This is a genomic window from Kribbella pratensis (assembly GCF_004366075.1).
Classification (GTDB): Bacteria; Actinomycetota; Actinomycetes; order Propionibacteriales; family Kribbellaceae; genus Kribbella; species Kribbella pratensis.
This window is the reverse complement of the sequence record NZ_SODU01000001.1, coordinates 1,454,077-1,473,286: the sequence shown is the minus strand read 5'-3', so window position 1 is coordinate 1,473,286 and position 19,210 is coordinate 1,454,077. Positions and strand designations below refer to the sequence as shown.

The following is a 19,210-nucleotide window of genomic DNA, read 5'->3' as shown; positions in this document are numbered from 1 at the left end:
CGTTCCCCCTTAGTCCCACACGATCCGGGCCGACCCACCCACCGGAACGTCGATCGTCCACACCTCAGGCGGAGTCGTCGTCTCTCGGTGCACCTCGCGGCCCGAACAGTCAGACACTACGAGGTCGACAAGCCGGTCGCACGCACCTTCGACGTACAGTCGCCGCTCGGCGCCACCGTTCACCACGACGGTGCACGACTCCTGTACCCGCACGACAGGATTCGTGTACACGGCAACCACCGTTTCCGTCGCACCGACCGCACGAACCTGCGTGTACCGCGCATCCGGTCGCGACGGCATCAGTACGCCGTGCAGCAGTGCGTCGGCGTGATCGCGCAGGAACCCGAGCCAGTACCGGACCACTTGCTCGTGCTCGGGTGGCAACGTGTCCAGCTCCATCGACACCTGCGGCGTACTGAACAACGCGCCGATGAAGTGCTGCGCGACGTTCTCCGCCGACGCCGACGAGTGCCACATCAGCATGTCGGAGTGCACCGCCCGGTCACCGGCGAGGAGGCGGCAGTCGATCGTACGGACACGGTTCTCCACCGCGTCGAGCGCGCAGTCGCCGGCGCGCAGGAACGTGCCGAACTGCCAGAGCCTCGGGTGCACGTAGTCCTGACGGAACTCGATCAGCACGTCGGGCCGCAGCTTCCGTAGCTCGTCGGTGACGGCCTGCAAGAACCGCTCCACGCCTTCGTCGACGGAGGAGCAGTCACCGCCCGGCGCCGGAGGGACGCTGCTCCGCGCCCAGGAATCGATGAAGTCGATTTTCAGGCCGTCGATGCCCCAGTCCCGCACTGGACGAACGCAGCACTCCAGGAGGTGTTCACGTACCTCGGGGTAGCGGGGGTCGAGGACGGCGGTCACCTCGCCGTCGGCAAAGCCGAGTGTGCGGTCCTTCAGCTTGTCCCAGGCCTTCGAGTGCACGCCGATCAGCGGCGGCGCGATCCACAGCACGTACTGCTGGCCGAGCGCGTGCACGCGACGTACATGCTCGGCCATGTCGGGGAACTTGTGGCTGGTCGGCTCCCAATCGCCGCAGTACGCGTACCCGCGCCGCGTGTCGTCCGTCTGCCAGCCGTCGTCGACGATGACCGCCTGGGTGCCGTACGCCGAACCCGCGCGAGCGTGTCGCTCCACCGACTCGGCTGAGACGTGCTGGTGGTCGCTGTACCAGGTCGAGTACATCGCCTGTCGCGCGACCGGCGGCACGTCGGCGATCCGGTCGCCCAGCTCGGCCGCCCACTCCGTCGTCACGGCACGCAACGCCTCGGCGAAGTGCTGGGCCCGCAAATCGATCCGCAGAGCGAAGCCTTCGCCCTCGAGATCCGTCACGGTCAGCTCGATCAGCTGCTCCGCGGTCTCCTCGCTCACCCCGACGGCGAAGTCACACCCATGGACGTTCGACGACAAAGAGACTGTGGCGATCGCCCTGTCCTGTCCGTTGACGAGAGACGCGACCGGGGCCGAGCGGACGGAGCGGACCTCGCGGTGCGAGCCCCAGTCCGTGGGGAGGTTGCGCCGGGAATCCTGCATCGGCCGCCAGAGCGTCACGGCATCGTCAGCCGGCCAGGTCCAGCGCAGCGTCACGGGTCCGCCGGCAGCCACGTCGGGCGTCACGTCGTACCGGAGCACACCGGGCTCGGCCGCCGGACGCGGGGTGATCGTGCCGGGGCCGGTCAGGCTTCCGGTCCGCACGGTGCGAGCGTCGGGGGACCGGATCTCAAATGTCGTCACGGGCCGGACTATAGCGGTAAAACTAAATGCTCCGGAGGTATTGACGGAATTGCCTTGCGTCTCTAGGTTTTACCGCTAATATCCGCCTTCTTCGAGGAGCCGCCGGGCCGGCTCTCAGCTCCGACCTCGCCGGTGTGGCCGTCTGCCGAAAACCGAACCATGAGAAGGAGAACTGTCATGCCGATGAATGAAGGGCCCTTCGGGCGACCGATTACACGTCGTAGTTTCCTGGCCAGTGCGGCCCTTGCCGGAGTGGGGTCGAGCGCAGTGCTCACCGCCTGCGCCGGCGGTAGTGCGGGCGGCACCTCGGCCGCCGGCAAGGACGGCGCCGGCGGCGCGGGAGGCAAGGGCGGCACCGTGACCTGGGCCTCGTGGGCGAACCCGGGCGAGGCCGAGCGGTTCCGGCAGATCTCGAAGGACTACGAGGCCGCGCACGGGACCAAGGTCACCTTCCAGGTGGTGGTCGGCGACTACGGCGCCAAGCTGCTCACCCAGCTCGCCGGCAGCAGTGCTCCGGACGTCTTCTACGTGCAGGACTCCGGCATGCAACGGCTCATCCAGTCCAAGAAGGTCGCCGATTTCACCGAGTTCACGTCGAAGCCGGACGCGCCGGTCAAGATCGACGACCTGTATCCGAACCTGATGGGCTGGTGCAAGCCTGCCGACGGCAGCCCGGGCACCTACGGGCTGGTCGTCGACTGCAACCCGATCGTGTTCTGGTTCAACAAGGACATGTGCGAGGCCGCCGGCATCACCAAGAACCCCGCGCAGCTGCACGAATCCGGCGGCTGGAACCGGGACGCCGTCGACGACTTCCTGACCAAGATCAAGGCCACCGGCAAGCGGGGCATGGTGCTGGAAGGCGGCTTCGGCCCCATGCTCAGCTGGATGACCGCGTTCGGCGGCAAGGTCGTCGAGGGCAACAAGATGATCTTCAACGAGGACGCGAAGTCGATGGAGACCCTCGAGTGGCTCTGGGAGGGAATGGCCAGCGGCAACATCACGTACGGCGGGTCGCTGCCGAAGGGGCAGGCCATCGACGCCCTGTTCTACAGCCAGCAACTCGCCAGCTGCCAGGTGGGACGCTGGATCCTCCCGAACCTCAAGAAGCTCAAGTTCGGCTACGACATCGCGCCGTTCGCGTCCGCCGACGGGAAGACCGTCCCGCCGGTGATCGTCTACACCGCCGCCATGGCCGTGAACGCCAAGGCCAAGGACCCCGAAGCCGCGATGTACTTCGCCACCCGGTTCGTCAACAAGGACGGTCAGAAGGCCCGGCTCTCCGGCGGAGGCAACGCCGTGCCGTCCGTCTCGGGTCTGGACGAGGTCGTGCTGGAGAACAAGCAGCCCGAGCACTGTGCCTGGTTCACGGACACCGCCAAGAACGGCTACGCCATCCCGTCGGCCATCGCGTCCAAGGCGGAGGTCGGAGCCAACCTCGGCACCGAGATGGACAAGTCGATCAAGGCCGGCGACAGCGCGAAGGTCTGGGCCGACAAGATCTGCAAGTACATCAACAACGGGAAGTGAGACATGGCGCTCGCAGTCGATGTGAAGCGCAGACGGCGGACCGAAGCGCTGTGGGGATACGCCTTTCTCACCCCGCAGCTCATCGGCCTGATCGCCTTCATGGTGGGTCCCCTGGTCTTCGCCATCGTGCTGTCGTTCTCGAGCTGGGACGGATTGGGTTCGCGCACGTTCGTCGGGCTGCAGAACTTCATCGGTGTCTGGCAGAACGAGCAGCTGCGGCAGTCCTGGCTGAACACCGCGTGGTTCACCGCCCTCCAGGTCCCCGGACTGCTGATCACCGGCTTCTTCTTCGCGTTCTTCATTCAGAAGGCGGGTCGGTTGACGCCGTTCTACCGGATCTTCTTCTTCGCGCCGCAGGTCACGTCGACCGTCGCGGTGGGCGCCATCTGGCTCTGGCTGCTGAACCCTGAGATCAGTCCCATCAGCGCGCTGCTGAAGTCGCTCGGGGTGCCCAACCCACCTGACTGGCTGCAGGATCCGGGAACAGCGATCCCTGCGATCGTCCTGGTGTCGATCTGGCAGGGCCTCGGCTACATGATCGTGATGTTCGTCGCCGGTCTGCAGAACATCTCGCCCACCCTGATGGAGGCCGCCGACATCGACGGCGCCTCGGAATGGCAGAAGCTGCGCAAGATCACCGTGCCGCTGCTGTCGCCGACCATCCTGTTCCTGTCGATCACCTCGATCATCGGGTCCTTCCAGGTGTTCGACTACATCTACTTCTTCTTCGACACCACAGCGCCGGCGAACGCCCACACGATCGTGTACGACATCGTGAACATCGCCTTCCGTGAGTTCAAGTTCGGGTTCGCCGCGGCCATCGCGGTGTACCTGTTCCTCGTCCTGCTGGCCCTGACCGGTCTCCAGTTTCTTGCTCAGAAGAGATGGGTGCATTACACCGAATGACTTCCTCATCAAGCGAGATCGCCGCCCGGGACCTCGAGGCGGCGCGTCGAAAGAATACTTCTCATGGCCTGGGCGGGGGGCGGTTCAAGCCGTCCTGGATTCCGCTGCACCTGCTGCTGGTCGCGGGCTCGCTGGTGATGTTCGTGCCGTTCCTGTGGATGTTGTTCTCGGCCATGAAGCCGCTGGACGAGATCTTCGCCCAGCCGCCGAAGCTGCTGCCGAAGGTCTGGCAGCCGCAGAACTTCGTCACCGCGTGGCAGGGCGCCGACTTCGCGCGCGCGTACCTCAACAGTGTCTATATCGCCGGCCTGGTCACGGTTTTCACCCTGATCACCTGCTCGATGGCCGCCTACGCCTTCGCGCGGATCCGTTTTCCGGGTCGAAAAGTGATCTTCGGCGTCTTCCTGGCCACCTTGATGGTTCCGTTCCAGCTGACCGTGATCCCGCTCTACGTCATCATGGGGCAGCTCCGCTGGATCGACACCCATCTGGCGCTGATCGTCCCGCCGTCGTTGTTCAACGCCTTCGGCGTCTTCCTCCTGCGCCAATATGTCCGCGGCATTCCGCTGGAGCTGGAGGAAGCCGCCTCGATCGACGGCGCGGGGCGGGTCCGGATCTTCACGACCATCATCCTGCCGCTGCTGCGTACCCCACTCGTGGCGCTCGGCATCTTCGTGTTCCTCGGGCAGTGGAACTCGTTCTTCTCTCCGCTGATCTTCCTGAACAGCGATCGGAACTTCACGATTCCGCTCGTGGTCAACCAGTTCAAGGGCGCCTACTCCTCCGACTGGACGAGCCTGATGGCGGCCACGACCATGGCGGCGCTGCCGATGCTGCTGATTTTCATCATCGCCCAACGCCAGATCGTGCAAGGTATCGCTCTGTCCGGCTCCAAGACCTGACAGGTATCGCACGTCCGGCATCAGCCCGTCGGGCGATGCCGGACGTGCGAACTACGTGGCGTGGGAGGTGAGCCCGCTGATCGCCGGCCGGTACGCCGGGAGCGCTTCCGCCAAGGTGGGATAGTGATCGAGTGGCCGGCCGGCGCCGGTGGCACGGGTGAGGTCGGCCAGCCACTGGCCGGCTCCGGAGGCGCGCAACCAGCCGCCGTGCCGGACCGCCAGTTCGTGCGCGTCGGCGAGAACGTCGAGGCCGGTGGCCTCCATCGCCGTGACGCGTCGCAGGTCGACGACGAGGCGCGGCAGCTTGGTGGTGATCACGTGCTGGAGTTCGTGCGCGAAAGTGGGGGCGGTCCGGACGTCGACAGTGCCCGCCACCCGGACGACCGCACAGTCGCCGACAGCGCTCCAGCTACAGACGAATGGTCCGCTCGCCGCTGCCGGTCGGTGGGCGGACCTGATCGCACGGGGTGGATTCATGCGTCCCAGTACCCCGCGGCTAACCTGCGCTGCGGGCACGTCGAAGTTCAAGCGTTCGTCAGTCGCGACCGAGGATTCCCTGCTCGTAGCCTTTGGCCACGGCTGCGGCACGATCGGTGACACCGAGCTTGGTGAAGACATGGCTGAGATGGGTCTTCACCGTGGCCTCGCTGATGAACAGTTCGCGGGCGATGTCGCGGTTCGACGTACCTTTCGCGACCAGTTCCAGGACTTGCCGTTCGCGCGCGGCCAACGGGCTCGGCGCCGGCGAGCGGACTGCCGACACCAGCCGCGACGCAACCGCGGGGGAGAGCACCGTACGACCGGCCGCGGCCTGGCGGACGGCGTTGAACAACTCGTCCTGCGGCGCGTCCTTGAGCAGGTAGCCGGTGGCGCCCGCCTCGATCGCCGGCAGCGTATCGGTGTCGGTGTCCCAGGTCGTCAGGACCAGCACCTTCGAGCGGATGCCGCGGCGGGTCAGTTCGGTGATCGCGTCGAGCCCGCCGCCACCCGGCATCCGGAGGTCCATCAGGATCACGTCCGGGGTCAGGTCCGCGGCCAGCTCGACCGCCTCGACGCCGTTCGACGCCTCCGCGAGCACGGTGAATCCGGGCGTGGACTCGAACATGCCACGCAGACCGTTGCGGACCACCGGGTGGTCGTCGACGAGAAGCAGTGAGATCCCAGATGACTCAGACATCGAGCACCAACGGTATGCGAGCAGAGACCGCCGTACCGAACCCTGGCTCGGACTCGACCGTCAGAGAGCCGGCGATGCGTTCGGCGCGGGCCCGCATCCCGTCGAGGCCGAAGCCGCCGGTGCCGGTCCGGGCAGAGAGGGCCAGCGGATCGAAGCCCTTGCCGTCGTCGCGAATGTCCACCGTCACCTCGTCGTCCATGAAACTGAGCGTCACGCCGGCGCGGGTCGCCGCGGCGTGCTTCGACACGTTCGCCAGGGCCTCCTGCGTGATCCTCAGGACTGTCGCCGAGAACTCACCGTGCAGGTGCTGCGCCGTACCGGTCAGGGTGAACTCGGCAGGTACGCCGGTCCGCTCGGACCACTGGTCGACGGTCTTGCGAAGCGCCTCGGGGAGACCGTCGGACGACAGACCCGCCGGAGCGAGGTTCTGCACCGAGCGGCGCGCCTCGCCCAGGCTGTGCCGGGCCAGATCGGTCGCGCGGCCGACATGCGCCTTGACGGTCGCCGGGTCGGACGAGTTCGCCACCACCTGGAGTTGCGCGATGATGCCGGTCAGCCCCTGTGCGATGGTGTCGTGGATCTCCGCGGCCAACCGGCGCCGCTCGTCCGCGATGCCCGCTTCCCTTGCCTGGACAAGGAGTTGGGCCTGCAACGCGGCGTTCTCCTCGTGCGCCCGCTCGAGCTCGGCGATCGTGACGGCCCGCGCCGTCGACCGTGCCTCCTGCTGGTCGGCGAGGTGTTTCGCGACGGTCACCAAAGCGTTGTTCGCGACCAGCAGACCGGCGAAGGCCAGCCAACCTGTGCGTCCCTCGGGAGGGAAGCTTCCGGTCTGCGCACTGGCGATCGGGATCGAGCAGGCGAAGAGTGCGAGTCGCCGCCGCCTCCGGCCGGGAATCACCTCGTCGGCGTCGTAGTAGCCCGCCGCCACGTAGAACGCGAAGAAGCCGCTCAGCATCGTCAGCACGGCCGCGATCGCCCAGCGGATCACGTAGTACGTCACGGACACGGCATTCGGCCCGCGGTGCAGGCGGCCGCTCCGGCTCCACCACAGCTGCAGGAGCAGAGCGACGCCGACCAGAACGCATGCCGTGATCTGCTCCCGGCTCGACGGCATGATCTGGTCCGCGGTCGCCAGGGCCAGCAAGGAGCCGAGGCCCAGCAGGAAGTACGGAGCCCAACGATGGAACGCCGCCTCGTGCCGATCGAGGTCGCTGTCCGCCGTTGTCACTCGTCCAGTGTGCACGAACCGGGCCTACTCCCACCGGAACCATCGTGCGGCCGCCGCCGTCAGGACCACCGCCCACGCGGTCAGCACGCCCAGATGGGACCAGGCCGGCCAGTGCCCGGCCGCGGCCTGCTCGAGCGCCTGCGAGGCGGCACCGAACGGGAGAAGTACGACGATCTCCCGCAGCGTGTGCGGCATCGACTGCACGGGAGCCCACAGGCCGGCGGAGAACAGGCTGGGGAAGAACACCACCATGCCGATGCCGGCCGCGAGCCGTGCGGTCGGAGCGAGCGCCGAGATCAGAGCGCCGAGGGCCAGCGCTGCGGTGACCGTGAGCAGGAACGCCAGCGCGTAGCCGGCGGCCTGCTTCGGCAGCTGTACGTCGAACGCGAGGCGACCGATCGTCAGGCAGACCAGCGCGGACAGCACACCCGCGGCGCCGTTCAGCCCCATCTGTGCGGTGAGGAGCGCGGACGGCCGGACCGGGGTCAAGGACATCCGGCGCAGGATGCCGCGTTCGCGATAGCCGGTGATCACCGGCGGCATCGCCTGCAGGCCGGTGACGATCAGCGCGACCAGGACGAGGGTCGGCACGTACACGTCGATGACCCGCATCCCGAGCCCCTCGTCGAACTTCCGGAAGCTCCGGATCGACCCGAGGATCACCAGCAGCAGCGGCGGGAAGCCGAGTGTCCAGAACAAGCTGCCGGCCTCCCGGCGGAACAGTCGCGCCTCGGCCCGCAGTACGGCGGTTCGCGGCGAAGGACGGCGTACCGCCGTGATCGTGCTCATTTGGTGGCTCCTGTGAGATCGAGGAAGGCGTCGTCGAGGGTGGCGTCGGTGACGCGGAGCTGGTGGGCGGTGATGCGGTGCCGGGCGAGCAGCGACAGCAGCGCGGTGACGGTCTCGTCGGATCCGCCGAGGGTGATCCGGCCGTCCTTGTCCTCGATCGACGCGAGCGCCGGCAGCGCGGCCAGGTCCGCGTCGTCGAGCGGCGCCGACGGGGTGAACGAGATGATCGTGGAGCCCGCCGTCCGGCTGATCAGCCCCTGCGGGGTGTCGAGGGCGGTGATCCGGCCCGTGTCGATCAGGGCGATCCGGTCGCACAGCCGCTGCGCTTCCTCCATGAAGTGCGTGACCAGCAGGACGGTGACGCCGCCGGCGCGGACGTCCTCGACGATCTCCCAGGTGTCCCGCCGGGCACGCGGGTCGAGACCGGTGGTCAGCTCGTCCAGTACGACGACGCGCGGGTTGCCGATCAGCGCGAGCGCGATGAACAGTCGTTGCTTCTGGCCACCACTGAGGGCACCGAACCGGGTGTTCAGCTTGCCGGTCAGGCCGAGTCGCTCGGCGAGCGGCCGCCAGTCGGCCGGGTTCGGGTACAGGGCGGCGTACAGCTCGAGGGCTTCGCGGACCGTGAGCTTGGCCTGCAGTTCGCTCTCCTGCAGTTGCGCGCCGAGCACCTGCGTAACGGCGGCATGATCGGCGACCGGGTCGAGCCCGGCGATCCGGATCCGCCCGCCGTCAGGGATGCGCAGCCCCTCGACGCATTCGACGGTCGTGGTCTTACCGGCGCCGTTCGGCCCGAGGATCCCGAAGATCTCGCCCTCGTCGACAGTGAACGACACGTCGTCGACGACAGCGCGCCCGCCGTACGCCTTGCGCAGGCTGCTGACTTCGACGATGGGAGATGTACTGGTCATACGTCGAGCTTCGCGGACGGCGTACCGCCCGCACATCGCCCGACGAGCTGGTCCCGGCATCAGCCATTCGGGTGATGCCGCGGCTACAACTTCTTACTTCGCGTAGAGCGCCTCGACGTCGGCGCCGTGCTTGTCCATCACGATGTGCCGGCGCAACGAGAGTTTCAGCGACAGCTCGCCGGACTCCTGGGTCCAGTCGATCGGGAGGATCGAGAACTTCTTGATCGCCTCGGCGTGCGAGACCGAGGCGTTCGCGTCGTCGACCGCCTTCTGCACCTCGGCGATCAGGTCGGCGTCCTGGGTCAGGGCCGCCGGGTCGGTCGGCTTCCCCCGCTCGGTCGCCCACGGAACGATGTTCTCCGGGTCGATCGTGATCAGCGCCGCGATGAACGGCTTGCCGTCGCCGACGACCATGCACTGGCTGACCAGCGGGTGCAGCCGAATCTGGTCCTCGAGCATCGTCGGCGCGACGTTCTTCCCGCCGGCCGTCACCAGGATCTCCTTCTTCCGGCCGGTGATCTTGATGAACCCGTCGACATCGAACTCGCCCAGATCGCCGGTGTGGAACCACCCGTCCGCGTCGATCGCGTTCGCGGTCGCTTCGTCGTTCTTCCAGTAGCCCTGCATCACCTGGCCGCCCTTGAAGAGCAGCTCACCGTCGTCCGCGACACCGACCGTCACACCAGGAAGCGGCCGGCCCACCGTGCCGATGCGGAGGTCGTCGGGCAGGTTCACCGATACGGCGGCGGTGGTCTCGGTCAGGCCGTAGCCCTCCAGGACCGGTACGCCGATACCGCGGAAGAAATGCCCGAGCCGGTCCCCGAGCGGGGCGCCGCCCGAGACGGCGTACTGCACCCGGCCCCCGAGCACTGCTCGCAGCTTGCCGAAGACGAGTCGGTCGAAGAGCAGGTGCTTGGCCTTCAGGCCGAACGAGGCGCCGCCCTTGTCCTGCGCCTGCGAGTACGCGATCGCGGTCTCCGCGGCAGCGTCGAAGATCTTGCCCTTGCCGTCGGCGTGCGCCTTCTGGCTGGCCGAGTTGAACACCTTCTCGAACACCCGCGGCACGCTCAGGATGAACGTCGGCCGGAACGCGCCGAGATCCTCGACGAGGTTCTTCACGTCGGCGGTGTGCCCGACCTTGACCCGCTTCATCACGCAGCCGACCTGGATGATCCGGGCGAACACATGCGCGAGCGGCAGGAACAGCAAGGTGCTCGCGCCGGTGGTGTCGAACAGGTCGTCGAGGATCTTCACCGCGGGACCGAGCTCGTCGAGGAAGTTCGAGTGGCTGATCTTGCAGCCCTTCGGGCGTCCCGTCGTACCGGAGGTGTAGATCAGAGTCGCGAGGTCGGACGGCGCGACCGCGGAGCGGCGCTTGTCGAACTCGGCGTCGGTGACGTCCTGACCCAGCGCGGTGAGCTGGTCGACGGCGCCGGCCTCGATCTGCCAGACCTCCTGCAGCGCGGGCGCCTCGGCCCGGGAGGACTCGACGACCGCGCCGTGGGTCGCGTTCTCGACGACGGCGACGACCGCCTCGGAGTCCGTCAGGATCCACTGGATCTGCGAGGTCGAGGAGGTCTCGTAGATCGGCACGGTGACCGCGCCGATGCTCCAGATCGCGTAGTCGATCAGGGTCCACTCGTAGCGCGTCGCGCTCAGCAGAGCGACCCGCTCGCCGTGCTTCACCCCGGCCGCGATCAGGCCCTTCGCGACGCCGGTCACCTGCTGCGCGAACTCCGCCGCGGTGACATCGGTCCAGGTCGACCCTGTACGGCGGCTGAACACCGCGGTGTCAGGATGAGAGGACGCGTTCGCCCACACCGGGTCGCTCAGGCTCCCGGTGGGCGGTTCTGTCACAGCAGGAACGGTGTACTCACGCATCCGCGTCTCCTCAGTCGGTCCCGAATTGTCGACTTCCGGCGCACGCTACAGTCACCTACCCACAAGTAGCCAGGTTTATGTGACCCACGGAACTAGGTTCTAGCCATGCCATTGCTCGACATCAGTTGCGACGACCTGGTCGTTGCTGATCCAGCCTACGTCGCCGAGCGACTCGGTTCGGACACCCTCTGGCGTGAGTGGTGGCCGGAGCTCACGCTGACGCCGTCCGAGCGGCGCGGTCGCGAGGGGGTCCGGTGGGTGGTCACCGGCGCCGCGATCGGTACGGCGGAATGGTGGTTGGAAGCGGTCCGGGACGGGGTGGTCGTGCACTGGTACCTGCGGGCCGATCCCGCGAAGCCGGTCCGCGGCCGCGCGGTCGAGCGCTTGAAGGAGCGGTACGTCGCGGCGTACCGGGAGAGGCTGTGGGCGTTCAAGGACGAACTCGAAGCGGGCCGCGCGGCGGGCGAACGCCGTACCGGATCCGATCCCGCGATAGTCTCCGGGGAGGACACGGGCCCATCGGGGGGTCCGGTCGTCCCGCAGACCCCGGGCAAAGCGAAGAGGTGAATCGATGGCGGAACAGACCACCTCGACCATCCAGGTGAACGCGACCCCCAAAGAGATCATGGCGGTGATCGCGGACTTCGCGGCCTACCCGGAATGGGCCGACTCGATGCGGGAGACCGAGGTGCTGTCCACCGACGAGGCCGGCCGGCCGAACAAGGTGCGGTTCAAGGTGGACGCCGGCGCGATCTCCGACGAGTACACGCTGGCCTACGTCTGGTCCCGCAACGAGGTGACCTGGACGCTGGTCGAGGCGAAGATGGTGAAGGGGATGGACGGCGCGTACGTCCTGAAGGATCTGGGAGCCGAGGGGACCGAGGTGACGTACCGGCTGGCTGTGGATGTGGCGATCCCGATGATCGGCATGCTCAAGCGGAAGGCCGAGAAGGTCATCATCGACACGGCCCTCAAGGGCCTCAAGAAGCGCGTCGAGTCCTGATCCAGTGACTCGGGTACTGCTGTACACAGGTAAGGGCGGCGTCGGCAAGACGACCTCCGCCGCGGGGACGGCCACGCTCGCGGCACTGCGCGGGCTGCGGACGCTGGTGCTGTCGACGGACGCCGCGCACTCGCTGTCGGACGCGTTCGACTCCGAGGTCGGACCGGAGCCGACCGAGATCGACGACCTGCTGTTCGTCCAGCAGATCAACGCACAGCGCAAGTTCGAGCGGTCCTGGGGTGACATCCAGGCGTATCTGCGGTCGGTGCTGCACATGGTCGGGGTCGACCCGGTCGAGGCCGAGGAGCTGACCGTGCTCCCTGGCGCCGAGGAAGTGCTCGCGCTGCTCGAGGTCCGCGACCACGTCCGGTCCGGCCGCTGGGACGTGATCGTCGTCGACTGCGCCCCGACCGCGGAGACGCTGCGGCTGCTGGCGTTGCCCGAGGCCCTGAACTGGTACCTCGAACGGATCTTCAACGCCGAGCGCAAGATGATGCGGACGTTCCGGCCGTTCCTGAGCCGCGGGTCGAGCATCCCGATGCCGGACGACACGGTCTTCGACGCGCTGCGGCGCCTGCAGGCCGACCTGTCCGACATCCGCACGCTGCTGGCCGGACCGGACGCCTCGGTGCGGCTGGTGCTGACGCCGGAGGCAGTCGTGGTCGCCGAGGCCCGGCGGTCGCTGACCCGGCTGTCGCTGTACGGGTACCGCGTGGACGGTGTCGTGGCGAACCGGGTCTTCCCGGCCGCCGGGGCCGACACGTGGCGCCGGCAGTGGGTTGCGGCGCAGCGGGGGATTCTCGAGGAGGTCGCGGACTCGTTCCGGCCGTTGCCGATCTGGGAGTCGCCGTACCGCGTCTGTGAGCCGGTCGGCGTCGAGGAACTGGCCGCGTTCGCGGTGGAGATGTACGGCGGGGACGACCCGTTCGCGCGCGCCACGGACGACACGTCGCTCTGGGTGGATCGCCACATCGACACCGACGGGCGGACGTACACGCTGACGATGCCGTTGCCGTTGGCATCCGCCGACGAGCTGGAGCTCGCGCGGCACGGGGACGAGCTGATCATCACCGTCGGGTCGTACCGCCGGGTGCTGCCGCTGCCCGCCGCCCTGGCGCGTGGCGTGGTCGCGGGCGCGCGGCTGGACGAAGGCCGGTTGCAGGTGCGGTTCTCGCCGCGGGAGGTCGCGCGACCGGTCACTCCCGAGGTCCCGAGCGGATCCGGGCCGCTCGAGTCGGCCCAGGAGCTGGCACAGGGCCTGGCGGCCGAGTACCACGAGGCGCTGACCCGTCGCGAGGCGGCGCGGTGACGAAAGAACCGGTCGGCTCGGTCGCTGAGGAGGCGGCGAAGCTGTTCGCCGTACTGCAGAACGCTGCCCATGACGCGCCGCCTGCCGACGAGGCCAAGCATGACACTGGAGAGCACGAGCACAAGTTGGGTCCCGACTGTGTGTGGTGCCCGGTCTGTCAGCTGATCCACCGGGTGCGGAACACCAGCCCGGAGACGATCGAGCAGCTGTCGACAGCCGCCGCGCACGTGCTCGGCTCACTGAGGTCTCTGCTGGAGGCCGCCGCGGACGCGGCCCGGCAGACGCGGGAGGACGCAGCGTCGCGCTCCTCGCCACCGGAGGAGGAAGCGGCCCAAGAATCGACTCGGTCCCGGGTGGACCGGATCGACGTGAGTGAGGACCCCGAACCATGGGACTGACGATCGGCATCGACGTCGGCGGTACGAAGATCGCGGCCGGCGTGGTCGACGAGCACGGCGCGATCATCGCGCGCACGCATCGCGACACCCCGGCCGACTCGGTCGACGCCACCGCGGCGGCCATCTGCGACGCGGCCGCCGAGCTGATCGCGAACCACGCCGTGGAAGCGGTCGGGATCGGCGCGGCCGGGTTCGTCTCCTCGGACCGGTCGACGGTGCTGTTCGCGCCGAACCTGGCCTGGCGGGACGAGCCGCTCGGCGCACGCGTCACGGAGCAGCTGAAGGTCCCGGTCGTGGTCGAGAACGACGCGAACGCGGCGGCCTGGGGCGAGTTCGCGTTCGGCGCGGCCAAGGACGTCGAGGACATGGTCTGCATCACGGTCGGCACCGGGATCGGCGGCGGCGTGGTGATCGAGGGCGAGATGCTGCGCGGCGCCCACGGCGTGGCGGCCGAGCTCGGCCACATGCGCGTCGTACCCGGTGGACACCGGTGCGGGTGCGGTTCTCGCGGCTGCCTCGAGCAGTACGCCTCCGGCAAGGCGCTGGTGCGCGAGGGCAGGGCGCAGGCCGAGTCGGGGTCGCTGGCGGCGGTGCAGATGCTGAGCGTGTGCGGGATCACCGACCCTGCCGAGCTGACCGGCCCGATGATCACCGACGCGGCGGTGCAGGGGGATCCGTGCGCGGTCGAGTTGCTCGACGACCTGGGCCGTTGGCTGGGTGAGGGCGTCGCGAGCCTGGCGACGATCTTCGACCCGTCGCTGGTCGTGATCGGCGGCGGTGTGAGCGCGGCGAAGGATCTGATCATGAAGTCCGCGGTGCAGGCGTTCGAGAAGGTGCTGCCCGCCAAGGCCAACCGCCCGCACGCGCCGTTCACCCTCGCCGAGCTGGGCAACGACGCCGGCCTGATCGGCGCCGCCGACCTGGCCCGGCGCCCGGTCCCGACGCTGTGACGCCCCGATGATTGTCCTGACCTGGGATACTGGACCCGGGACACATCCTGGCCCGGCGGGGGTCGCGAGGAAGGTCGAACCTTGGCGTTGACGCAGGCACTGACGATCGGGATCGACATCGGCGGGACCAAGGTCGCCGCCGGGGTGGTCGACCCGGAGGCCAACATCCTCGACCGGTTGCGGCGGGACACGCCGACGACGGACCCGAAGGAGACCGAGGACGCGATCGCGGAGATCGTGCGCGACCTGGAGTCGCGGCACGACGTGATCGCGGTCGGCATCGGCGCCGCCGGGTTCGTCGACGGCACTCGGTCGTCGGTGCTGTTCGCACCGCACCTCGCCTGGCGGCACGAGCCGCTGCGGGACGCGGTCGAGCGCCGGCTCGGCCTGCCGGTCGTGGTCGAGAACGACGCGAACGCGGCCGCCTGGTCCGAGTGGCGGTTCGGCGGCGGTCAGGGCGAGAGCCACCTGGTGTGCGTCACCCTCGGCACCGGCATCGGCGGCGCGATCCTGAACGACGGCGCGTTGCAGCGCGGGAAGTTCGGGATCGCGGGCGAGTTCGGGCACATGCAGGTCGTGCCGGGCGGTCACCGCTGCGAGTGCGGGAACCGCGGCTGCTGGGAGCAGTACGCCTCCGGCAACGCACTGACCCGGGAGGCCCGTGAGCTGGCGCTGTCCGGTTCGCCGGTCGCGCACAACCTGCTGCGGGCGGCCGAGGGCGATCCGCGCAAGATCAACGGCCCGATGGTGACCGCGCTGGCCAAGGACGGCGACCCGGTCGCGGTCGAGCTGCTCGAGGACGTCGGCCGCTGGCTCGGCATCGGCCTCGCGAACCTGGCCGCCGCGCTCGACCCGGGCACGTTCGTGATCGGCGGTGGCGTGTCCGACGCGGGCGAGCTGCTGCTGGCGCCGGCGCGGGAGGCGTTCAAGCGGACGCTGACCGGCCGCGGATTCCGCCCGGAGGCGCGGATCGTGCGCGCGGTGCTCGGGCCGGAGGCGGGCCTGGTCGGTGCGGCCGACCTGGCGCGTGAAGAGGCGACGTGGCTGCGCCGGGTCCGGGTGAAGACCACTGCCGTGACCGCGAAGACGGCTGCGGCGCGCGGACGGTCGACCCGCCTCGAGCGGGCGGCCCGGAAGACCGCGGGACGGCGTACCGGGATGCGCGCCGCGGCGCAGGACACCGACCTGCACCCGGCTGACCTGAACGGCGACCCTGAGGCATGAGTGACGGCGCCCTGCGGGTGCTGTCGTACAACGTGCACCGGTGGGGAGACGACCGTACGGCGCTCGCTCGCGTGGTGCGGGCGTGCGCGCCGGACGTGATGCTCGTGCAGGAGGCGCCGACCTGGTTCGGCACCCGTCGCAAGCGCCGGGCGATGGCCGCCACCTTCGGGATGCGGTACGTCGCGGCCGCCGCCCGGAACGCGATCCTGGTTGCCGACGGCATCGAGCTCGGCGATCCGCTGCGCTGGCGGGTCTGGCGGCCGTTCGTCCGCCGGCGCCTGAACTTCGTCGCCACCCAGCTGCCCGGCGGCGCCGTCGGCGGTCAGGTCCTCGTCGGCACGACGACGGTCGCTGTCGTCTGCTGTCATCTCGGCCTGCACATCCTCGGCCGTCAGCGCGAGCTCGAGCAGATCCTGAAGCGATGCCGCGCGTTCGGCACGCCGTACCTGCTGGCCGGCGACCTGAACGAGGAACCCGACGGCCCGGTGTGGAAACGACTGGCCGAGGAAGGCCTGACCGACCTCGGCGCCGACGCGGGCCCGACCTTCAGCTCCACGAATCCCCACAAACGCATCGACGGCGCGCACCTGTCGCCGACGCTGCAGGGACGCATCCTCCCGACACCCGCTTCCGCAGAGGACCTCGCCGCCGCCTCCGACCACCTCCCGATGCTGATCGAGATCAGGGTCTGAACTCGAGCAGCGGATCAGTGACCGCGGCCCGCCAGTTGGCGCGATGCGTCGTGGTCCGGAGCCGGTAGTACAGGGTTTCCCGGCGTACGTCGTCCGCGCTGCCGGAGTGGCCGCCGATGTTGTGCGCCAGCAGATAGTGCGCGAAGAGCACGCTGCCGGCCGCTCCGGTGGCCTGGATCGGATCGCCGAGCGGGATGTCGGGGTAGGGGCCCGGATTCATCTCGTCGACCCGGGACAGCGCGTCGGCGCCACGGTCGGCAAGGTACTCGCCGAAGCGAAGGTGCGTCCCCGGCCAGAGGTAGAGATTGCCCCGGTCCAGCTCCTCGTGAGAAGTCAGCCACAATCCGGCGAGCATCGTAAACGTCCCCGGCGTGCCGTCTTCCAGACCCGGCGTGATCCCGTCGACGTGCGGTCCGCCCGGCCGGTGCGGCCACGGCGGGATCGTCGTCGCGACCTGGGCCTGGTCGGGCTCGAGAAGCTCCAGTTCCGGCCGCAGCAACTGCGCGGCCAGCTCCGCGATCCCAGCTGCGCGGTACAACGCCAGCAGCGGGTGTCCGTCGTCGAGGGCGGGCCACAGGAAGTGCGCGCCGACACCCTCCGGCGGCTGGCGTTCGAGCATCTCGCCGACAATGCGGCGAGCGGCGGCGATCTGGTCGTCGGTGAGTACGCCGGGTATTACGACGTACCCCTGGTTCCGGAACTGCGTGCGCTGTGCCTCGGTGAGCTGCCGCATGCCGCCAGTCCAGCAGCGGCATCGGTGTGCGGCAAACGAATTAGCTCTTCTTGCGGTTCAGGAACGCGAGCATGGCTTCTTGGGCGGCGGGGGAGTCGAACAGGGATGCGGACAGGTCGGCGAGGTCTTTGCCGCGGGCATCTATGTCGGCGAGCAACTCGCGGTTGAGGAGCTTCTTGGTTTCGCGCAGGCCCTGTGGTGCGCCCTTCAGGAGCGACGTGAGCACCGTGTCGACGGCGGCGTCCAGTTCGCTGTCGGGCACCGTCAGCGTGAGCAGGCCTAGACGCGCCGCCTCGAGGGCGTCGAAGGCGTTGCCGGTCAGGAACGTGTATGCCGCCGCGCGGTCCGTGAGCCGGGGGAGGACCGTCAGCGAGATCGTCGCCGCCGCGAGCCCCAGCCGGACCTCGGTCAACGCGAACGTCGCGCTCTCCCCGGCGACGCTGATGTCGGCCGCCGCCACGATCCCGATGCCACCCGCTCGCGTCGGGCCCGCGACGCGCACGACGACCGGCTTCGGGTTCGCCACGATCGCCCGCTGCACGTCGACCATCCGCTGCGCGCCGACGCCCATCCCGACGGTCGTCGCCTCGGACAGATCGGCCCCCGAGCAGAACACGTCCAGCGCCGACCGAACCACGATCACCCGCACCGCATCGTCCCCACCCGCCGCCTCGAGCCGCGCCAGCAACTCACCGGTCAACTGCTGCGACAACGCATTCTTGTTGTGCGGCGAGTCGAGCGTGATCGTGGCAACGCCGCCATCGGTGTCCAGGTGCACGAGTTCCGTCATACCGCCATCCAACACGCTCGCGGTCCAGGCGTCATGCCCAGGCGGACGTGACGGTGCAGACAGGTCGCCCCGGTGACGTGAAAGGGTGCCGGGATGACGATTGACATCAGTGGCTCGAACGTCCGCCAGACGGTCCGGTTCGATCGGCCGATCAAAGGCAAGGATCTGATCGAAGCGGTGCGGGCCACCTGCGAGGCGAACGGGTCCGAGTTCTCCGAGACCAAGCGGTACGACGACGGCTGGCTGCACGCCGTCGGTCAGAGCTCGCATGCGGAGCAGCAGCAGTTGCTGGTGGCACCCGATCGCGACAACGCGTTCATCGAGCCGGACAAGACCTACACGGAGGCTGTGGTCCTGCGGCACAACTTTCCGCGGGCGGGCATGCGGAGCCTGGCCCGCAACGACTTCGACGTCGAGGACGAGGTCCGAGAGGTGATCGAGTTCGCCGAGGCGTTGCAGCGGACGGTTCAGCACGGTCCCGACGCCGGCAAGGCGATGTCGCTCGGCCTGGACGCCGGCGGACCGGAAGTGCGGGCCGGCAGCGCTCCGGAGTGGGGCCGTCGGGAGGGCAGCGGCTATCGCCCCGGCGGGCACCGCGACCTCAGCCGTTAAGGCCCCGTCGGGGCCGAGGTGGGGTTGAGGGGGTCGGCGTGGCGGTGGGTGATCTTCCACGCGCGGTCCTCGGCCCGGAACACCATCGTCGTGCGCAGCAGGTGCGGCACCGGGGCCGGCTGGGTGACGTGCTGGACGGTGCCGCGCTCGATCGCGACCGTGTACGCCGTGTCCGCGCCGACGTGCTTGACGAGGTACTCGAACTCGATCTTCGCGCCGCTGGGGAGGAACTGCGAGGACGCCCACTCGTACCGCGGCCCGATCTCGGACCAGCCGACCTCCTGGCCGCCGAACCCGCCGAAGATCGAGGTCTGTTCGCTGCGCGACACCAACGGCAACCACAACGACGGATCGCCGTTGACGAACGCGGTGTTGGCCTCCTCGAAGCGCCGCAGGAACGACTCGAAGTCCTGATTCAGCATAGGACCAGCGTGT

Annotated in this window: 21 protein-coding genes; 11 read left to right on the top strand and 10 right to left on the bottom strand. The window is 68.8% G+C overall.

The window, feature by feature from the left end; translation table 11 throughout:
- Nucleotides 1-9 precede the first annotated feature (9 nt).
- Nucleotides 10-1,740, bottom strand: a complete 1,731-nt coding sequence (locus tag EV137_RS07065) for a glycoside hydrolase family 36 protein (protein ID WP_134127286.1) — start codon at nucleotides 1,738-1,740, stop codon at nucleotides 10-12.
- Nucleotides 1,741-1,917: 177 nt separating this feature from the next.
- On the opposite strand from EV137_RS07065, the gene EV137_RS07060 reads away from it, so the two are divergent.
- Genes EV137_RS07060 through EV137_RS07050 form a run of 3 tightly spaced genes read left to right on the top strand, consistent with a single transcriptional unit; the run spans nucleotide 1,918 to nucleotide 5,078 of the window.
- Complete coding sequence (locus EV137_RS07060; protein ID WP_133998883.1) at nucleotides 1,918-3,270, top strand: ABC transporter substrate-binding protein; 1,353 nt, start codon at nucleotides 1,918-1,920, stop codon at nucleotides 3,268-3,270.
- Nucleotides 3,271-3,273: 3 nt separating this feature from the next.
- The gene (locus tag EV137_RS07055; RefSeq protein ID WP_133998880.1) at nucleotides 3,274-4,176 is read left to right on the top strand and encodes a carbohydrate ABC transporter permease; all 903 of its coding nucleotides are present in this window, start codon (nucleotides 3,274-3,276) and stop codon (nucleotides 4,174-4,176) included.
- Complete coding sequence (locus EV137_RS07050; protein WP_134127285.1) at nucleotides 4,173-5,078, top strand: carbohydrate ABC transporter permease; 906 nt, start codon at nucleotides 4,173-4,175, stop codon at nucleotides 5,076-5,078. The genes EV137_RS07055 and EV137_RS07050 overlap by 4 nt, the downstream gene beginning before the upstream one ends.
- Before the next feature lie 51 nt (nucleotides 5,079-5,129).
- Here the strand turns inward: EV137_RS07050 and EV137_RS40415 are convergent, their stop codons facing one another.
- The 6 genes from EV137_RS40415 to EV137_RS07020 all read right to left on the bottom strand — a co-directional run bounded on the left by EV137_RS40415 (nucleotide 5,130) and on the right by EV137_RS07020 (nucleotide 11,064).
- Entirely contained in the window at nucleotides 5,130-5,555 is a 426-nt protein-coding gene (locus EV137_RS40415) for an STAS domain-containing protein (protein ID WP_370342332.1), read from the bottom strand.
- Nucleotides 5,556-5,613: 58 nt separating this feature from the next.
- A complete protein-coding gene (locus EV137_RS07040) occupies nucleotides 5,614-6,255 on the bottom strand; it encodes a response regulator (RefSeq protein WP_134127281.1) in 642 nt (213 codons plus the stop codon).
- Nucleotides 6,248-7,483 (bottom strand): sensor histidine kinase, encoded by a 1,236-nt coding sequence (locus EV137_RS07035; RefSeq protein ID WP_134127279.1) that lies wholly within the window; start codon nucleotides 7,481-7,483, stop codon nucleotides 6,248-6,250. Before EV137_RS07035 ends, EV137_RS07040 begins: the two co-directional genes overlap by 8 nt.
- A gap of 24 nt (nucleotides 7,484-7,507) precedes the next feature.
- A complete protein-coding gene (locus EV137_RS07030; RefSeq protein WP_134127277.1) occupies nucleotides 7,508-8,272 on the bottom strand; it encodes an ABC transporter permease in 765 nt (254 codons plus the stop codon).
- The gene (locus tag EV137_RS07025; protein WP_202870829.1) at nucleotides 8,269-9,183 is read right to left on the bottom strand and encodes an ABC transporter ATP-binding protein; all 915 of its coding nucleotides are present in this window, start codon (nucleotides 9,181-9,183) and stop codon (nucleotides 8,269-8,271) included. The genes EV137_RS07030 and EV137_RS07025 overlap by 4 nt, the downstream gene beginning before the upstream one ends.
- Before the next feature lie 93 nt (nucleotides 9,184-9,276).
- Nucleotides 9,277-11,064, bottom strand: coding sequence for an AMP-dependent synthetase/ligase (locus EV137_RS07020; RefSeq protein ID WP_133998861.1), 1,788 nt, complete (start codon nucleotides 11,062-11,064; stop codon nucleotides 9,277-9,279).
- Nucleotides 11,065-11,169: 105 nt separating this feature from the next.
- Here EV137_RS07020 and EV137_RS07015 point away from each other — a divergent pair, with 105 nt between their 5' ends.
- The 7 genes from EV137_RS07015 (at nucleotide 11,170) to EV137_RS06985 (ending at nucleotide 16,640) form a co-directional block, all read left to right on the top strand.
- Complete coding sequence (locus tag EV137_RS07015; RefSeq protein WP_133998858.1) at nucleotides 11,170-11,631, top strand: polyketide cyclase / dehydrase and lipid transport; 462 nt, start codon at nucleotides 11,170-11,172, stop codon at nucleotides 11,629-11,631.
- 4 nt (nucleotides 11,632-11,635) lie between these two features.
- Nucleotides 11,636-12,067 (top strand): SRPBCC family protein, encoded by a 432-nt coding sequence (locus EV137_RS07010; RefSeq protein ID WP_131342091.1) that lies wholly within the window; start codon nucleotides 11,636-11,638, stop codon nucleotides 12,065-12,067.
- A 4-nt stretch (nucleotides 12,068-12,071) separates the two neighbouring features.
- The gene (locus EV137_RS07005; RefSeq protein ID WP_133998855.1) at nucleotides 12,072-13,376 is read left to right on the top strand and encodes an ArsA family ATPase; all 1,305 of its coding nucleotides are present in this window, start codon (nucleotides 12,072-12,074) and stop codon (nucleotides 13,374-13,376) included.
- Nucleotides 13,373-13,774, top strand: coding sequence for a hypothetical protein (locus tag EV137_RS07000; protein ID WP_134127275.1), 402 nt, complete (start codon nucleotides 13,373-13,375; stop codon nucleotides 13,772-13,774). The genes EV137_RS07005 and EV137_RS07000 overlap by 4 nt, the downstream gene beginning before the upstream one ends.
- The gene (locus EV137_RS06995) at nucleotides 13,765-14,724 is read left to right on the top strand and encodes an ROK family glucokinase (RefSeq protein WP_134127273.1); all 960 of its coding nucleotides are present in this window, start codon (nucleotides 13,765-13,767) and stop codon (nucleotides 14,722-14,724) included. The genes EV137_RS07000 and EV137_RS06995 overlap by 10 nt, the downstream gene beginning before the upstream one ends.
- A gap of 81 nt (nucleotides 14,725-14,805) precedes the next feature.
- Nucleotides 14,806-15,948 (top strand): ROK family glucokinase, encoded by a 1,143-nt coding sequence (locus tag EV137_RS06990; protein ID WP_133998846.1) that lies wholly within the window; start codon nucleotides 14,806-14,808, stop codon nucleotides 15,946-15,948.
- Entirely contained in the window at nucleotides 15,945-16,640 is a 696-nt protein-coding gene (locus tag EV137_RS06985; protein WP_134127271.1) for an endonuclease/exonuclease/phosphatase family protein, read from the top strand. Before EV137_RS06990 ends, EV137_RS06985 begins: the two co-directional genes overlap by 4 nt.
- Here EV137_RS06985 and EV137_RS06980 read toward each other — a convergent pair.
- On the bottom strand, nucleotides 16,630-17,373 hold the full coding sequence (locus tag EV137_RS06980) for a phytanoyl-CoA dioxygenase family protein (protein WP_134127269.1): 744 nt from the start codon (nucleotides 17,371-17,373) through the stop codon (nucleotides 16,630-16,632). The two genes, EV137_RS06985 and EV137_RS06980, sit on opposite strands and share 11 nt — an antisense overlap.
- A gap of 40 nt (nucleotides 17,374-17,413) precedes the next feature.
- Nucleotides 17,414-18,163, bottom strand: a complete 750-nt coding sequence (locus tag EV137_RS06975) for an enoyl-CoA hydratase-related protein (protein ID WP_134127267.1) — start codon at nucleotides 18,161-18,163, stop codon at nucleotides 17,414-17,416.
- A 93-nt stretch (nucleotides 18,164-18,256) separates the two neighbouring features.
- Between EV137_RS06975 and EV137_RS06970 the strand changes: the two genes are divergently transcribed.
- Nucleotides 18,257-18,775 (top strand): hypothetical protein, encoded by a 519-nt coding sequence (locus EV137_RS06970; protein ID WP_134127265.1) that lies wholly within the window; start codon nucleotides 18,257-18,259, stop codon nucleotides 18,773-18,775.
- Here the strand turns inward: EV137_RS06970 and EV137_RS06965 are convergent.
- Nucleotides 18,772-19,197 carry a YybH family protein gene (locus EV137_RS06965; protein ID WP_134127263.1) on the bottom strand — a complete coding sequence of 142 codons (426 nt, stop codon included), beginning with the start codon at nucleotides 19,195-19,197 and terminating at the stop codon, nucleotides 18,772-18,774. The two genes, EV137_RS06970 and EV137_RS06965, sit on opposite strands and share 4 nt — an antisense overlap.
- Nucleotides 19,198-19,210 lie beyond the last annotated feature (13 nt).

Coding starts and splice junctions, on each gene's coding strand:
- EV137_RS06980 (WP_134127269.1), bottom strand. CDS start 17,373: ATGCGGCAGCTCACCGAGGCACAGCGCACGCAGTTCCGGAACCAGGGG.
- EV137_RS07020 (WP_133998861.1), bottom strand. CDS start 11,064: ATGCGTGAGTACACCGTTCCTGCTGTGACAGAACCGCCCACCGGGAGC.
- EV137_RS06965 (WP_134127263.1), bottom strand. CDS start 19,197: ATGCTGAATCAGGACTTCGAGTCGTTCCTGCGGCGCTTCGAGGAGGCC.
- EV137_RS07040 (WP_134127281.1), bottom strand. CDS start 6,255: ATGTCTGAGTCATCTGGGATCTCACTGCTTCTCGTCGACGACCACCCG.
- EV137_RS40415 (WP_370342332.1), bottom strand. CDS start 5,555: ATGAATCCACCCCGTGCGATCAGGTCCGCCCACCGACCGGCAGCGGCG.
- EV137_RS07015 (WP_133998858.1), top strand. CDS start 11,170: ATGCCATTGCTCGACATCAGTTGCGACGACCTGGTCGTTGCTGATCCA.
- EV137_RS06975 (WP_134127267.1), bottom strand. CDS start 18,163: ATGACGGAACTCGTGCACCTGGACACCGATGGCGGCGTTGCCACGATC.
- EV137_RS07055 (WP_133998880.1), top strand. CDS start 3,274: ATGGCGCTCGCAGTCGATGTGAAGCGCAGACGGCGGACCGAAGCGCTG.
- EV137_RS07030 (WP_134127277.1), bottom strand. CDS start 8,272: ATGAGCACGATCACGGCGGTACGCCGTCCTTCGCCGCGAACCGCCGTA.
- EV137_RS06985 (WP_134127271.1), top strand. CDS start 15,945: ATGAGTGACGGCGCCCTGCGGGTGCTGTCGTACAACGTGCACCGGTGG.
- EV137_RS07050 (WP_134127285.1), top strand. CDS start 4,173: ATGACTTCCTCATCAAGCGAGATCGCCGCCCGGGACCTCGAGGCGGCG.
- EV137_RS06995 (WP_134127273.1), top strand. CDS start 13,765: ATGGGACTGACGATCGGCATCGACGTCGGCGGTACGAAGATCGCGGCC.
- EV137_RS07010 (WP_131342091.1), top strand. CDS start 11,636: ATGGCGGAACAGACCACCTCGACCATCCAGGTGAACGCGACCCCCAAA.
- EV137_RS06970 (WP_134127265.1), top strand. CDS start 18,257: ATGACGATTGACATCAGTGGCTCGAACGTCCGCCAGACGGTCCGGTTC.
- EV137_RS07060 (WP_133998883.1), top strand. CDS start 1,918: ATGCCGATGAATGAAGGGCCCTTCGGGCGACCGATTACACGTCGTAGT.
- EV137_RS07025 (WP_202870829.1), bottom strand. CDS start 9,183: ATGACCAGTACATCTCCCATCGTCGAAGTCAGCAGCCTGCGCAAGGCG.